The sequence below is a fragment of the Mitsuaria sp. BK041 genome, assembly GCF_014193085.1.
In the GTDB taxonomy this organism is placed as follows: domain Bacteria; phylum Pseudomonadota; class Gammaproteobacteria; order Burkholderiales; family Burkholderiaceae_C; genus Roseateles.
Window position 1 is genome coordinate 1070674 of sequence record NZ_JACHYT010000002.1, and the last position, 14536, is coordinate 1085209.

The 14536-nt window shown below is 71.2% G+C and carries 9 protein-coding genes; 6 read left to right on the forward strand and 3 right to left on the reverse strand.

What is annotated here, in order from left to right; all coding sequences use genetic code 11:
* Window positions 1–17 precede the first annotated feature (17 nt).
* Window positions 18–1178 carry a hypothetical protein gene (locus FHT38_RS20615; protein ID WP_183493058.1) on the forward strand — a complete coding sequence of 387 codons (1161 nt, stop codon included), beginning with the start codon at window positions 18–20 and terminating at the stop codon, window positions 1176–1178.
* A gap of 33 nt (window positions 1179–1211) precedes the next feature.
* On the opposite strand, the gene FHT38_RS20620 is transcribed toward FHT38_RS20615, so the two are convergent.
* Together FHT38_RS20620 and FHT38_RS20625 are read right to left on the reverse strand one after the other, a co-directional pair.
* Complete coding sequence (locus FHT38_RS20620; protein ID WP_183493059.1) at window positions 1212–2735, reverse strand: CHAT domain-containing protein; 1524 nt, start codon at window positions 2733–2735, stop codon at window positions 1212–1214.
* On the reverse strand, window positions 2728–5214 hold the full coding sequence (locus FHT38_RS20625; protein WP_183493060.1) for a PAS domain-containing protein: 2487 nt from the start codon (window positions 5212–5214) through the stop codon (window positions 2728–2730). Before FHT38_RS20625 ends, FHT38_RS20620 begins: the two co-directional genes overlap by 8 nt.
* Window positions 5215–5577: 363 nt before the next feature.
* On the opposite strand from FHT38_RS20625, the gene FHT38_RS20630 reads away from it, so the two are divergent.
* Window positions 5578–6558 carry an endonuclease/exonuclease/phosphatase family protein gene (locus tag FHT38_RS20630; protein ID WP_183493061.1) on the forward strand — a complete coding sequence of 327 codons (981 nt, stop codon included), beginning with the start codon at window positions 5578–5580 and terminating at the stop codon, window positions 6556–6558.
* Between the two features lie 328 nt (window positions 6559–6886).
* Here the strand turns inward: FHT38_RS20630 and FHT38_RS20635 are convergent, their stop codons facing one another.
* Window positions 6887–8998 (reverse strand): sigma-54-dependent Fis family transcriptional regulator, encoded by a 2112-nt coding sequence (locus tag FHT38_RS20635; RefSeq protein ID WP_183493062.1) that lies wholly within the window; start codon window positions 8996–8998, stop codon window positions 6887–6889.
* A 292-nt stretch (window positions 8999–9290) separates the two neighbouring features.
* Between FHT38_RS20635 and FHT38_RS20640 the strand changes: the two genes are divergently transcribed.
* The 4 genes from FHT38_RS20640 (at window position 9291) to FHT38_RS20655 (ending at window position 14534) form a co-directional block, all read left to right on the forward strand.
* The gene (locus tag FHT38_RS20640; RefSeq protein ID WP_091728193.1) at window positions 9291–10811 is read left to right on the forward strand and encodes an aldehyde dehydrogenase family protein; all 1521 of its coding nucleotides are present in this window, start codon (window positions 9291–9293) and stop codon (window positions 10809–10811) included.
* 208 nt (window positions 10812–11019) lie between these two features.
* Window positions 11020–12105, forward strand: coding sequence for a PfkB family carbohydrate kinase (locus tag FHT38_RS20645; protein WP_183493063.1), 1086 nt, complete (start codon window positions 11020–11022; stop codon window positions 12103–12105).
* A 29-nt stretch (window positions 12106–12134) separates the two neighbouring features.
* Window positions 12135–13067 carry a pseudouridine-5'-phosphate glycosidase gene (locus tag FHT38_RS20650; RefSeq protein WP_183493064.1) on the forward strand — a complete coding sequence of 311 codons (933 nt, stop codon included), beginning with the start codon at window positions 12135–12137 and terminating at the stop codon, window positions 13065–13067.
* A gap of 159 nt (window positions 13068–13226) precedes the next feature.
* The gene (locus tag FHT38_RS20655; protein ID WP_183493065.1) at window positions 13227–14534 is read left to right on the forward strand and encodes an efflux RND transporter periplasmic adaptor subunit; all 1308 of its coding nucleotides are present in this window, start codon (window positions 13227–13229) and stop codon (window positions 14532–14534) included.
* Window positions 14535–14536: the final 2 nt, after the last annotated feature.

Consider the following 14536-nt stretch of genomic DNA (forward strand, 5'->3'; position numbering starts at 1 on the left):
GCGTCGCCACGACCGCCATGGCCGAGGTCTTCCGCATCGAGCTGCTGCCGGCGCGGCACGGCGACTGCCTGCTGCTGAGCTATGGCGACGCGGCGCGGCCCCATCGCGTGCTGATCGACGGCGGACCGATCGGCGCCTATGGCGCGCTGTCGGCCCGCCTGGCGGCGCTGCCCGAGGATCAGCGCGAGCTGGAACTGCTGGTCATCACGCATGTCGACGGCGATCACATCGAGGGCTGTCTCAAGCTGCTGAATCATCCGGAGCTGGCCACCTTCCGGGACATCTGGTTCAACGGCTGGCCGCACATCGCGCAGGAACTGAAGGAGCCGCCGCCCGCCCCGCGCCAAGCGCCATCCGACGAGGCCGGCATCCACCAGCGCAGCGCGATGCAGGGCACCGAGATCAGCGTTCGCATCGATGGGCGCCAATGGAACTCGGCCTTCGAAGGCGCGCCGGTGTTCGTGCCCGCGACCGGCCCGCTGCCGGTGCGCGAGCTGCCCGGCGGCCTGCGGCTCACCTTGCTGTCGCCGACGCTGGACAAACTCGTCAAGCTGCGCACCGCCTGGAGCCGCGCCCTGGAGCGCGCCGAGGTCGACCCGGCGAACGAGGCGGCGCTGCGCGCGCGGCTCGATGGTCGCGCGGCCTATCGCGCCTCGGGCGCGCGGCTGCGGCCGACGCCGGACCAGATGATGTCGTCGGCGGCGCTGGCGCTCGGACCGATGGATGACGCGGTGGCCAACGGCTCGAGCATCGCCGTCATCGCCGAATACGCCGGTCGACGCCTCGCGCTGCTCGGCGACGCGCATGCGCCGACGCTCGCGGCGACGCTGGGCCGGATGGCGGCCGCGACAGGCGCCGCGACGCTGCGGCTCGACGCGGTCAAGCTGGCCCACCACGGCTCGGCCGCCAACCTCAGCCCGGACCTGCTCGGTCGGATCGAGTGCGGCACCTGGCTGGTCTCCACCGACGGCAGCCTCTTCCAGCATCCGGACGACGAAGCGATCCACGCGGTCGTGCGGCAGGTGCCAGGCGCACGCCTGCTCTTCAACTACCGGTCCGCGCGCACCGCGCCATGGAGCGAGCCGGCAATGCGCGCCGCGCACGGCCATCAAGCTTTCTACCCGCGCGATCCCGCCGCCGGCATCGCGCTGGACCTGATGACCGGCGAGCCGAGTTGAGCGAGAACGCGTCGACGAGACCGCCTTCCCCGATCACGACCGGAATTCCGGCGTGACCAGCATCGCGGAGGCCCAGGCGTTGTCCCGGTCGCGGTAGCGCTTGTAGATGCGGCGCCGCGCCAGGCCGAAGGCCGCGTTCAGCGAGTGGCTGCGCAGCAGCATCCGGTAGAAGAGCCTCGCCTGCAGCGCCGCCGTGCGGTCGTTGACGCGGCAGCGATAACCCAGCACCGCATGGATGCCGGCGGCCGCGGCCAGCGCCGCGAAGCCCGAGTTGCCGCTCTCGCAGCTGCTCAGGTAGACGAAGCGCGCCTCGCGCATGTAGCTGACGATGTCGCCGAAGTCGATGCCCTCCGGCTCCTCCGCCGGCCCGATGAACAGGAAGCCGGTGCCGCCGCGCTGCTGCGCGCCGTGGCGCTGGAAGCAGGTGTGGCCGGCGAAATGGATCAGGTCCCAGCTGCCCTCGCGCAGCGCCGCGTCGAGCGCCGCGCGCGTCACCGGCCCGTCCATGCCGAGCACCCGGATGTTGTCCTCGTAGAACAGCGGCTGACCGGTGCGCGTGTCGCGGGTCGTCAGCAGCTTGCGCACCCGCGCGCATTCGAGCCGCACCGAGGTCAGCGGGTCCAGCCGCACCTGCCCGCCCAGCAGCTTCGCGCTGAACACGCTGCCATGCGTGTCGGCGCAGATCAGCAGCGCGCGCCGCGCGGCGGGCGGTCCGGAGAACAGGTCCTGGCTCGCGTCGCCATCGCTTTCCAGCAGGCGCCGCGCCACCGAGGCGGCCTGCGCCAGCCAGGGCTCCGGCCGCAGCGACGGATCGAAGACCGCCTCCAGCATCAGCGGATAACAGGCCTCCGACACCGCGAAGGTGAGCCGGTCCGGCAGCTCGCGCCCGGCATCGCCGAGCTGCATCGCCGCGGCCGCGCGGCCCAGTTCGCGCTGGACCTTGAAATGCGGGTTCTCGTCGCACAGCGCGATGCGGATGCTTTCGCCGATGTCGGAGAACTCGTCGTACCAGTCGGGCTGGAACATGTGCTGCGCTTCCCAGCGCATCCAGGCCGAGCGGGGCACGGTCAGCATGCCGTCGCCATGGAACTTGAAGCCGATGCCGTCGATGTCGAAGCTCCAGCCGGTCTCGCTGGCCTTGACGCGGATCGCCAGGCAGGGATCGACGCGCTGGCCGGGCTGCAGCAGCTCGAGCGCGAAGCCGCCGGCGGTGCCCGGATCGGCATAGGCGGTCAGGCCCGGCACGCGCGCGCTCTCGCGCTGCAGCTCCGAGGTCAGCGCCGGCGCCAGCAGCATCATCGGCGTCTGCGTCAGCAGCCGGGCCTTGCGGCAGAAGTCGAGACCGCCGCCGTCCTCCACCACCGCGCCGGCATCGGCCGCGAGGCGGCTGCCGACGATGACGAAGTCGAAGCGCTGCTGCTGCAGCTGCTCCAGGGCGGTCTCGCAGGTGGTCTCCTGCTGCACCGCGTGCGCGCCGAAGCGCCGCAGCTGCTTCTTGATCTGCTCGACCTCGATGCCTTGCTGCTGCGGGCAGAACACCAGGAGGAAGTCAGCCATGAGCGATCCCCCTCGGGAAACCGAGCACGAATTCGGTTTCGCCATCGGCCAGCGCGTGGATGCGCAGGCTGCCGCCCTGGTTGCGCATCAGCTTGTCGAGCAGCGGATGAGCCAGCCGCAGATCCGCCTGCGCCGCCTCGGGCGCCGCGAAACGCGTGCCGTGCCGACGGGCCGGTGGCAGCTTGCCGCGCAGGCGCAGGAAGACTTCCCGGTCGTCCGGCACCAGCGTGAGCTGCACCGTCGCCGTTTCCGGCGCCGCGCGCAGCAGCACCGACAGCAGGCTCTCGACGACGATGTGCATCTGCGTGTGGTCGGCCTCGACCTCGACCCGCCGCGCCGCCAAGACCAGCCGCACCTTCTCCCGTTCCGACGCGGCCAGGCTGGCGAGCAGCGCCTCCAGCTCGCTGTCGAGCTGGACCGTGCTGACCGCGCGCGCGGCGACGCGGGCCTCGCGGTTGTACATGGCCAGCCGCGTGAAGGCATGCTTCACCCGGCCCAGCTGCCGCAGCACCGTCTGCAGGTCGCGGGCCCGGTCCGGATCGCGCGCGGCGCCGGGACGATGCGCCGACTCGAGCTCGCTTTCCAGCCAGGACATCGCCATGCCCAGCGGCGCCTGCGTCTCGACGGCCAGCTCGTAGGCGGTCTCCTCCAGGAACTCGAGCTGCACCGACCGGCGGATCGGCCGCAGGTCGCGCGCGATGAACACATGGCCGCCGAGCTTGCCGGGAAAGTCGCGCCGGGTGACGAAGACCGAGCTGGGCGCCTCCCCTATCCCGCCGGGCACCTCGGAACCCTCGGGGCCCTCGGCCGCCACGTCCTCGCAGGCCGGCCGGCGGACGTGCAACTCCCCGATCCGGTCACCGGCCTCGGTGCCCTGCAGCAGCGCCACGAGCGGCTGCGGATCCTGGAACAAATCGATCAGGCTGCGCCCCTCGAGCGCCTTGCGACGCGCGCCGAACAGCGCTTCCGCGGCCGGATTGACGCGGCGGATCCGCAGTTTCGCGTCGGTGGCGATGACCGGATCGGCGACGTTGTTCACGCACTCGGTCATCAAGGTCAGGTCGCTGATGCGCTCCATCGCGCCGGCAACCTCGTGGGCAATGTCGGTCAGCTGCCGGACATGCTCGCGCGAGAACGCGTTGACCCGCGGATCGTCGACGTTGACGATGAAGCGCACCCGCTCGCCCTCGGAGAACAGGATGGGCACCGCCAGTTCGGAGCGGATCGGCTCGCCATTGGGCGTGCGCAGGTAGTCCGGGTCCTGCGAGACATCCGGGATCTTCTGCGCCGTCATCGTCCGCGCCACGCGGCCGAGGATACCCACGCCCAGGTGCTGCGCGTAGTCGCCCCAGACGGTGCCGGTATCGACCGCGCACCCGTCGTCGCCGCGGCGCGCGGAGGCCACGCGCACGATGGACTCGCGCGCGCTGTCGATGCGGAACAGCGCGACATGCTGCCAGTCGAAGATCTCGATCAGCGCGTCGGCCAGGCAGCGGCAGGCGCCCTGGATGTCGACGCAGCGGTTGAGCGCGCGGAACATCCGCAGCTGGCGCCGGTCGCGCTCCTGGGCCGCGTGGTCCAGCGCGCAGAGCACCGTCTCGACCAGCGGCAGCTGGTTGAACAGCGTCTGATGGGACTCGCCGTAGGCATCGCGTTCGCGGCTGAGCAGGGTCAGGATGGCGACGGTGCGCTCGTCCGCGCCCTGCCCGCGGGTGATGCGTCGCCACATGCTGGACTTCAGCTCCATCGCGCGCATCTGGCGGCAGATCGGCTCGTCGGCCATGTCGGACCAGGGCGGCGCGCTCATCACCGCATCGAAGTCGTGGATGCCGCCGTCGTTCGCTTCCATGAAGGCGCGCTGCGCGTCGTTGAGCTCGTACCAGGCGGTCGGCACGTCCTGGCGGAAGGGCGGGTGGTTGAAGACGATCTCCGATTCCCAATGCTCGCCGTCCGCGACGACGCGGGACACCAGCATCAGGTCGTAGGGCAGCTCGCTGCGCAGGGCCTCGGCCATCCGCGGCAGCAGGTCCGGGCGTCCGGCGTGGCTCAGCGTCAATTCGCGCAGCCGGTCGGTCAGCACCTGGTGCTGCAGGCTGCGGAAGAACCCCAGCGAGCCGACCACCGCGCCCCGCGCGTCCATCAGCGGCAGGCCGGTGACCTCGACGGCGACCTGGCGGCCAGGGTCGTCCAGGCGCGTCAGCGTGACGCGATAGGCGCCGAGCTCGCCGTTGCGTCGACCGCGTGTCTCTTCGTCGAGGATGCGGCCGGCCTCGCCGGCGAAGAGCTGGTCCAGGCGCAGTTCGTCGACATGGCCGGCGCCGCTCATGTCCAAGGCGGCGGCATTGGCGTAGAGCACGCGGTTCGCGAGGTCGCGCTGGATCACGGCGATGCGTGAGCCGTCGAAGACCGCCCGCTTCATCTGCCCCAGCAGCGCGGCCGCCGCGGCGGACGTGGGCCGCTCGTGCGCGGAGTCGTCCATGAGGGCCTCCCTGGCCATCGCTGGCCGCCAGTCCCGTCTGTCAACGGCCCGAAGGCTACGCCGATTGCGCGCGCGGCGCGCCTGACAACATAGGGATCCGACGCCCTCCGAGGCCGATTTCATCGGCCTTCGCGGCGATTCCGTGGCGGAGATGCCACGTCGCGCGGCCTCGGCCACGAGCGGACGGCCCCGCCGCGACGGCCCAGCGCGCCGGTCCGGCGCCCGCAAGCGCAGGAGTCGGTGGGCGCGCTGACTCATGTCCGGCAGGTTCGGCGCGAAGTCCACTCATTCGATTGCGCCGCGGGCGTGGCGCGCTCGCGGACGTCCTCGTAGAGTGACTGCCCGTCCCTACCGACGCCGACCATGAAGACTTCTCCCCTCCCCGCCGATCCGGGCATCCACATCGCGTGGTGGAACACCGGCCTGTCGCCGACGCGCGTCCCGGACCGCGCTGGACCGGCCCATTTCCAGGCAGCCGCGCAGGTGCTGCGACACCTGATCGAAGTGGTCCGGGCGGACGTGATCGTGCTGGGCGAGATGGCCGAGCGCAGCATCGACGGACTGCACGACGCCTGCCCGATCGCGCGGGCGGACTACACCTGGCTGAAGGCCTTCCACCCTGCGGGACGGAGCCGCTTCTCGCAATGCGTCCTGAGCCGGACCGATCGCATCACAGTGGAGTTCGACCGGTCGATGATCCAGGACGAGGGAGGCGGGATCCGCAAGGTCGGCCAGGCCTTCCTGGTCCGCCTGCGCGATGGCAACCAGCCGCTGCACCTGATCGCATCGCACTGGCCGAGCCGGCTGTTCATGGACCGGCACGATGTCGAACGGACGCACCTGGCCGCTTTCCTGCGTCGCTGGATCGACGACCAGATCCTGAGGTACCTGCCCGATGCGAACGTCGTCCTGGTCGGCGACTTCAACGATGAACCCTTCGACGAGGGCATGGAGCGCTATCTCCATGCAAGCCGCGATCGCGACCGGGTGAAGCGGAACCGGCGGCTCTTCTACAACCCCTTCTGGCGGCATCTCCACGCCTTTCCGCCGGGCGCCACCGAGGATCGCAGCTGCGACCCGGGCACCTACTTCCACGCTGGCGGCCGCTTTTCCCACTGGCGCACCTTCGACCAGTTGATCGTCTCGTCCTCGGTGCTCTGCGGACGGTTCGGCTGGCGCCTGAACGAGGCGAACACCCGGGTCGCTCCCCTGCCGGCGCTCGAGTCGAGCGACGATCCCCTCGCCCCGCATCCCTTCTTCGACCACCTTCCCATCGTCGGACACTTCGAAAGGCAGCCTTCTCCGACCTCCCGTGCATCCCGTGCTCGCATGGCGACGAGCTGATGGAGGAACTGAGCGTCCTGCTCGAAACCGCGCGCGTGGGTCGGGCGATCCGCCAGTTCGCCGCTTGATCACCCCCTGATCGCCCCCGATACGGCCCATCGCAGCGCCCCAAAAGACGAAGGCGGACATCCTTTCGGATGCCCGCCTTACCCATTGACGTCCGGCTTGCGCCTCTGCAATCCACCACCAGAAACCTGGACCGCATGACCGAAAGAATAGGGGCGCCGGCTCGCCGTCGGAAGCCGGGTTCGGCGCAAGGCGGCGGCAGCGATCCGCTGATCAGCCTGTCAGTCGTCGCCCTACAGGCCCGATGCCGACCGCCCGCGGGCTACTCGCCCGACGCGGATGCCGGCCCCTTGAGCAGCCGGTACAGCGTGTTGCGCCCGATGCCCAGCCGCCGCGCGGCCTCCGAATGGTTGCCGCCGCAGTCCGCCAGCACGCGGCGGGCGTGGGCCCGCGATTGGTCGCGCAACATCGCCGCGGGCGCCGGGCGACCTTCCTCCGCCCAAGCGGACTTGGAGCTCCCCTCGGCTTCGGCGGCGACCGGCCCCTCCGGCCGCAGCACCGGAATCGGTAGCGGCGCGCCCTGGTCCAGCTCCTCGACGAGGTCATCCGGCAGGTGCCCGCGGCGGATGACCGACTCGCCGGGCTCCATCAGCGCGCAGGCGATGCGCAGGGCCTGTTCCAGCTGCCGGACGTTGCCCGGCCAGCGGTAGGCCATCAGCTCGCGCGCCAGCGGCGGATCCAGTTCCACCCGCCGCGCCGGCTCGTTCGCCGCCAGCAATCGCGCCACCAGCATCGGCAGGTCCTGGCGCTCTCGCACCGGCGGCAGGCACAGCGTCAGCCCGTTGAGCCGGTAGTACAGGTCCTCGCGGAACAGGCCCTGCGCGACCAGCTGCCGCAGCGGCCGATGGCTCGCGCCGATCAGCTGGAAGTCCACCGCCACCGCCGGCCCGCCGCCCAGCGGCTGCACCTGCCGGTCCTGCAGCACGCGCAGCAGCCGCGCCTGCAGGGGCAGCGGCATGTCGCCGATCTCGTCGAGGAACAGGGTGCCGCCATGCGCTTCCCTCAGCCGCCCCTGCGCGCCGTCGCGCGAGGCCCCGGTGAAGGCGCCGGGCCGGTAGCCGAAGAGTTCCGCCTCGATCAGCGACTCCGGCAGGGCCGCGCAGTTCACCGCGACATAGGCGCGGCCGTGTCGCGGGCCGCTGTCGTGGACGGCGCGCGCGAACAGGTCCTTGCCCACGCCAGACTCGCCCTGCAGCAGCAGCGGGATCGGCTTGTCCAGCACCCGCCGCGCCCGCATCACCGCCTGGTGCATCGCCGCGTCGCCAAGGTCCAGAAGATGCAGCGCATCGGGCGTCATCGACGCGGGCATCGTCGTGCGCGACGCCTGCCCCACCGGTGCGAGATCGAGCGCCACCGGGCGCGTCATCGCCACCTCGGCTTGGGCCTCCACATCGACCACCGTCGCCCCATGCCCTCGCGGCGCCGGCGCCGGTCGCCGCCATCCACGCGGCGCGTCCAGCCGCAACCACAGCGGCGGTGCGTCCTCGCGGCGCAGCAGGCGCGCGCCCTCGCCGCATTCCCGGGCCCAGTCCATCAGCTCGGCCCACCGCAGGGGCAGCAGCGCCTCCAGCGGACTCGGCCGCGCCGCCTCGGCGCCCAGCCATGCCTGCGCCGCCGCGTTGCAGCCCAGGATCCAGCCGTCGTCACTGAGCGCCAGCAGCCCTTCGGTCGGCGTGCCCAGGCCCTCGGGCTGCAGGTGGAGCTGCAGGCGCAGCCCGTCGGCATGCCGCGTCTGGAACAGCCGGTGCTCCACCATCCGCGCCGCCGAGCGCACCAGCGCCAGCGTGTGCCGCTGGAAGCCGCGCTGCTCGCCGGAGATGTCCAGCACGCCCAGCACGCGCCCCTGCGGATCGCGGATCGGGGCCGCGGTGCAGCTGAGGAAGGCATTGCGCTCAAGGAAGTGCTCGCCGCCGAGCACCGCCACCGGCCGCTGCTCCGCCAGCGCCGTGCCGATCGCGTTCGTGCCGCGCCAGCGCTCGTCCCAGATCGCGCCGGGCCGCAGCGCCACCCGCTGCGCCCGGTCGACGAAGCGGCCATCCCCCAGCGCGCCCAGCAGCAGGCCTTGCGCGTCGGCCAGGATGACCAGGCCGTCGCTGTCGCGCGTCTGCTCGAAGAGGTCTTCCATCACCGGCCGCGCGTGGGCAACCAGCTCGTGTTGCCGCTCCAGCGCGCGCCGGAGCTGGGCGCCCGACGCATGCGGCGCGCCCGGCGGACGGCCGACCGGGTCCAGGCCGAAATCACGGCTGCGCAGCCAGCTGCGGCTCAGGCCCTCGTCCAGCGCCTCGACGCTGAGCCGACCGGTGTCCAGCAGCTCGCGCCGCGCGGCGCGCAGCAGCCTCGGCGCCAGCGCGGCGCCGCTCGGGGTTTTCACCATCCTGTCGTCTCCTTGCGTCGGCACCCTCGGCCTCGACGGTCCGTCCGGTCCTCGCCATCGACGCGATCGCGGGTTTGAGCCGGAATCCGCATCCGCGTTGCGCCATTCCGGAACACCTGCGCCATCGCGGCGATGCCGGGACCAGTCTGTGGACCGATCCTGACCAAAGCCTGTCGAAAAGAGAAGCGGCTTTCCGCCGCCGAGCAGGGTCTTCGGCGCGAAGCGGCCGCTGGCACGGCCCATGCAAAGCGGTGGCGGGCGTTCGACGCCTCATCAACCACGGAGACAAGCCATGATCTACGCCAAGCCCAACGCCGCCGGCGCCCCGCTGCAGTTCAAGCCCCGCTACGACAACTTCATCGGCGGCCAATGGACCGCGCCGCGGGACGGCCAGTACTTCGACGTCATCACGCCCATCACCGGGCAGGTCTACACGCAGGCGGCGCGCTCGAATGCCGCGGACATCGAACTGGCGCTGGACGCGGCGCATGCCGCCGCCGAGCGCTGGGGCGCGACCCCGGCGGCCGAACGCGCCAACGTGCTGCTGCGCATCGCCGACCGCATCGAGCAGAACCTGGAGCGGCTCGCCTACGCCGAGACCATCGACAACGGCAAGCCGATGCGGGAGACGCTCAATGCCGACCTGCCGCTGGCGGTCGACCACTTCCGCTACTTCGCCGGTTGCCTGCGGGCGCAGGAGGGCGCGCTCAGCGAGATTGACGCGAACACCGTCGCGTACCACTTCCACGAGCCGCTGGGCGTCGTGGGCCAGATCATTCCGTGGAACTTCCCGATCCTGATGGCGGCGTGGAAGCTGGCGCCGGCGCTGGGCGCGGGCAATGCCGTGGTGCTCAAGCCGGCGGAGTCGACGCCGGTGAGCATCCTGGTGCTGACCGAGCTGATCGCCGACCTGCTGCCGCCGGGCGTGCTCAACATCGTCAACGGCTACGGCAAGGAAGCGGGCATGCCGCTGGCGCAGAGCAAGCGCATCGCCAAGGTGGCGTTCACCGGCTCGACGGCGACCGGCCGCGTCATCGCGCAGGCGGCCGCGACCAACCTGATCCCCGCGACGCTCGAGCTCGGCGGCAAGAGCCCCAACGTCTTCTTCCCCGACATCGCCGCCCAGGACGATGACCTCTTCGACAAGGCGATCGAAGGCCTGGTGCTGTTCGCGTTCAACCAGGGCGAGGTCTGCACCTGCCCGTCGCGCGCGCTGATCCATGAATCGATCTACGACCGCTTCATCGCCCGCGCCATCGACCGCGTGAAGGCGATCAAGCAGGGCAACCCGCTGGACACCGACACGATGATGGGCGCGCAGGCCTCGTCGATGCAGCTCGACAAGATCCTGTCCTATCTCGAGATCGGCAAGCAGGAAGGCGCGCAGTGCCTCATTGGCGGCGGACGCGCGCAGCTCGGTGGGGACTTGGCGGGCGGGTATTACATCCAGCCGACGCTGTTCAAGGGCACCAACGACATGCGGATCTTCCGCGAGGAGATCTTCGGCCCGGTGCTGGCCGTCACCACCTTCAAGACCGAGGAGGAGGCGCTGCGCATCGCCAACGACACGCCCTATGGGCTGGGCGCGGGGGTGTGGTCGCGCGACATCAACACCGCCTTCCGGATGGGCAAGGGCATCAAGGCCGGGCGCGTGTGGACCAACTGCTATCACGCGTATCCGGCGCATGCGACCTTCGGCGGCTACAAGGAATCGGGCATCGGCCGCGAGACCCACAAGATGATGCTGGACCATTACCAGCAGACCAAGAACCTGCTGGTCAGCTACTCGCAGCAGAAGCTCGGGTTCTTCTGAGGCCGCTGGCCCTCACCCCTCCCTCTCCCGCAAGCGGGAGAGGGCTCATTGCTCCCTCGCCCCCGCAGGGGGAGAGGGTGGGGGTGAGGGGGCGGCTCGATGGGCAGCAGCGCTGGAGCATGGAAGGTCAGGACGAGTGGAAGCGCCTTGACCGCAGGATCGAATTGGACATTTGTCTATTACAAGGACATTTGTCTAGAATGCGCCGATGTCTTCATCCAAAGACCAGTTGCTCGCCCTGGTCGAATCCAACCCCTTCATCAGCCAGCAGGAACTGGCCGACCAGCTCGGCCTGTCGCGCTCGGCCGTCGCCGGCCATCTCGCGCAGCTGACGAAGGAGGGCCGCATCCTCGGGCGCGCCTATGTGCTGCCGCAGCGCCAGCCCATCGTCTGCATAGGCGGCACCAACCTCGACCGCAAGCTACGTGGCCTCGGCCCGCTGCGCATGGGCAGCTCCAATCCCGCGACCCAGCATGACACCGCCGGCGGCGTCGCCCGCAACATCGCCGAGAACCTCGCGCGGCTCGGCCTGCCGGTGCATCTGCTGACGGCCGTCGGCCGCGATGCCGCGGGGCAGGCCTTGCTGGCGCAGTTGCAGGCGCTGGGCGTCGATTGCGCCGGCTCGCTGCAGGCCGTGGACGCCGCCACGGGCAGCTACACCGCCGTGCTCGATCCGCAAGGCGAGCTGGTGCTGGCGCTCGCGCACATGGAACTCACCGACCGGCTCGACCGCGCCTTCCTGCGCCAGACCGCGCCGCAGCGGGCGCCGGCGCGCTGGCTCGTCGCCGATCTGAACCTGCCGCACGAGACGCTCGACGAGCTGCGCGCCGAAGCCCGCCTGCGCGAGCAGCGATTGCTGCTCGTCGCCGTGTCGGAACCAAAGATGGCGCGCCTGGGCCCCGACCTGCGCGGCGTGGAGCTGCTGGTGCTGAATCGCGGCGAACTGCAGGCGCTGGTCGGCCGCGCGCTGCCCGACGACGGCGCGCTCCGCGGCGCTTGGCATGCGCTGCGCGAGGCCGGCCTGCAGCGGCTGGTGATCAGCGATGGCGCGCGGGGCGTGCGCCATTCCGATGGGGATGAGCTCGCCCTGCTCGCCCCGCCGCCGCTGGATCCCGCGGCCATCCGCGAGGTCACCGGCGCCGGCGACGCGATGACCGCCGGCATCGCCGCGGCGCTGCACCGCGATCCCGACGACCTGCGCGGCGCCTGCGCGCTGGGCCTGCGACTGGCCGCGCTGACGCTGCAGAGCGACGCGACGGTCAGCGAGGCGCTGAGCCCGGCGCTGCTCGTCTGACCCCTTTCCAAGAATCCAAGAGAGACCGCATGAACACGCAAGACCGCTTCGACCCGACCCTGATCGATTTCTCGCCCGAGGTGGCCGCCGCGCGCGCCGAGGGCCGCCCGCTGGTGGCCCTGGAGTCCACCATCATTTCCCACGGCATGCCGTATCCGCAGAACGTGCAGACGGCCCGCGAGGTCGAGGCCATCGTGCGCGAGCACGGCGCGGTGCCCGCGACGATCGCGGTGCTGGACGGCAAGATCCGCGTCGGCCTGAACGATGAGCAGCTCGAGCTGCTGGGCCAGTCGCCCGACGCGATGAAGCTCAGCCGCCGCGACCTGCCCTACGCGTTGGCCACCGGCCGCATCGGCGCGACGACGGTCGCCGCGACGATGATCTGCGCCCGGCTGGCCGGCATCGAGGTCTTCGTCACCGGCGGCATCGGCGGCGTGCATCGTGGCGCGGAGACCAGCTTCGACATCTCGGCCGACCTGCAGGAACTGGCGCGCACGCCGGTGGCCGTGGTGTGCGCCGGCGCCAAGAGCATCCTGGACCTGGCGCTGACGCTGGAATACCTGGAGACGCACGGCGTGCCGGTGCTGTCGGTGGGCCAGGAGAACTTCGCCGCGTTCTACACACGCGACAGCGGACTGAAGGCGGACTTCCGCATCGACGCGCCGGCGGAGCAGGCGAAGTTCCTGCGCGCGAAGTGGGCGCTGGGCCTGGGCGGCGGCGCGGTCATCAGCAACCCGGTGCCGGAAGCGCACGCGATGCCCAAGGCGCTGATCGACGGCTTCATCGCGCAGGCGCTGGCCGAGGCCGGCGCCCAGGGTATCAGCGGCAAGGCGGTCACGCCCTACCTGCTCGCCCGCATCAAGGACCTCAGCGGCGGCGCGAGCCTGGTGACCAACATCGCGCTGGTCAAGCACAACGCCCAGGTGGGCGCCGCCTTGGCGAAGGCGCTCGAAGGCCTCTGACGCCCGCGGGCGCCAGCCCCCGCCCCGTCCGAACACGCTCCAAATCGCACAGGTTTTCCTCTGTCCTACGCAGGATTAACCTGAACGAAACATTCATCGCAGGACCGCAGCCTAAGCTTCCGCGCCCCTCGAAGAAGACCGTCGTTGGAGAACGTGTTCATGCGCCGCCAGTCCCTCGCCCTGTCCCTGATCGTCCTGTTGCTGGTCGCCGGCGGCGGCTGGTGGTGGAAGGCCCGATCGGCCGACGGCCGGTCCGGGGCCGTCACCGCCGACGGCGCCCCCGCGCCGGCGCGCGGGGCCTCGGGCGCGGGCGGCACGCAGCTGGTCGGTGTCGTCACGGCGCAGCGCCGCGACGTGCCGGTCACCGTCGAGGCCAGCGGCACCGTCACGCCGATCAACCAGGTCGACATCCGCGCCCAGACCACCTCCACCGTCCGCGACGTCCTGGTGCGCGACGGGCAGACCGTCGCCAAGGGCCAGCCGCTGTTCCGCTTCGATGAGCGCGCGGACCAGGCCAACCTCGACAAGGCCCGCGCCCAGCTCGCCCGCGACAAGGCCAGCCTCGCCGACCTGCAGCGCCAGTACGAACGCGCCAAGGACCTGCTCGCGCAGAAGTTCGTCGCGCAAAGCGCGGTCGACACGGCGCTGGCCAACCTCGAGGCCGGCCGCAGCCTGGTCGATGGCGACGCGGCCGCCGTCCAGTCCGCCACCGTGGCGCTCAGCTACAACGAGATCCGTGCGCCCTTCGCCGGCCGCGCCGGCGCCGTCAACGTCTGGCCCGGCAGCCTGGTGCAGGCCAGCGCGACCGGCTCGCCGCTGGTCAACATCGTCCAGATCGATCCGATCGCCATCAGCTTCAACCTGCCCGAGACGGAACTCGCGCCGGTGCTCGACGCGATGCGCCCGGCCGAGGGTGCCAAGGCCGCCGCGCTGGAGGTGCAGGCCATGCTGCCGACCATCGAGGGCGGCCCCGCCCGCAAGGACAGCCGGGGCGGCAAGCCGGTGGATGCGGTCGCGCGCGGCCGGCTCAGCTTCGTCGACAACCTGGTCGACGCCACCACCGGCACCATCAAGCTCAAGGCCGAGTTCGAGAACGGCGCGCAAAAGCTCTGGCCCGGCCAGTACCTGCGCGTGCGCATGACGCTGCGCAGCCTGCCCGGCGTCGTGGTGATCCCGCAGGCCGCGATCATCCTGCGCGGCAGCGACCGCCAGGTCTACGTCGTCGGCCCGGACAAGACCGCCCAGCTCAAGCCCGTCAAGCTGCGCTACACCTTCGGCGAGATGGCGGTGGTGGACGGCGTGGACGCCGGCGCGATGGTCGTGCTCGACGGCAAGCAGAACCTGCGCCCCGGCACGCCGCTGCGCACCCAGCCCGCCGCGGTCGATCCGGCCGCGGCCGTGCGCCTGGCCGCGGCCTCCGCCGCCGCGGGCGGTGGCGCGTCCGCCACCGACGTCGCCGCGCCCTGAGC

Coding starts and splice junctions, on each gene's coding strand:
- FHT38_RS20615 (WP_183493058.1), top strand. CDS start 18: ATGGCCGAGGTCTTCCGCATCGAGCTGCTGCCGGCGCGGCACGGCGAC.
- FHT38_RS20620 (WP_183493059.1), bottom strand. CDS start 2,735: ATGGCTGACTTCCTCCTGGTGTTCTGCCCGCAGCAGCAAGGCATCGAG.
- FHT38_RS20625 (WP_183493060.1), bottom strand. CDS start 5,214: ATGGACGACTCCGCGCACGAGCGGCCCACGTCCGCCGCGGCGGCCGCG.
- FHT38_RS20630 (WP_183493061.1), top strand. CDS start 5,578: ATGAAGACTTCTCCCCTCCCCGCCGATCCGGGCATCCACATCGCGTGG.
- FHT38_RS20635 (WP_183493062.1), bottom strand. CDS start 8,998: ATGGTGAAAACCCCGAGCGGCGCCGCGCTGGCGCCGAGGCTGCTGCGC.
- FHT38_RS20640 (WP_091728193.1), top strand. CDS start 9,291: ATGATCTACGCCAAGCCCAACGCCGCCGGCGCCCCGCTGCAGTTCAAG.
- FHT38_RS20645 (WP_183493063.1), top strand. CDS start 11,020: ATGTCTTCATCCAAAGACCAGTTGCTCGCCCTGGTCGAATCCAACCCC.
- FHT38_RS20650 (WP_183493064.1), top strand. CDS start 12,135: ATGAACACGCAAGACCGCTTCGACCCGACCCTGATCGATTTCTCGCCC.
- FHT38_RS20655 (WP_183493065.1), top strand. CDS start 13,227: ATGCGCCGCCAGTCCCTCGCCCTGTCCCTGATCGTCCTGTTGCTGGTC.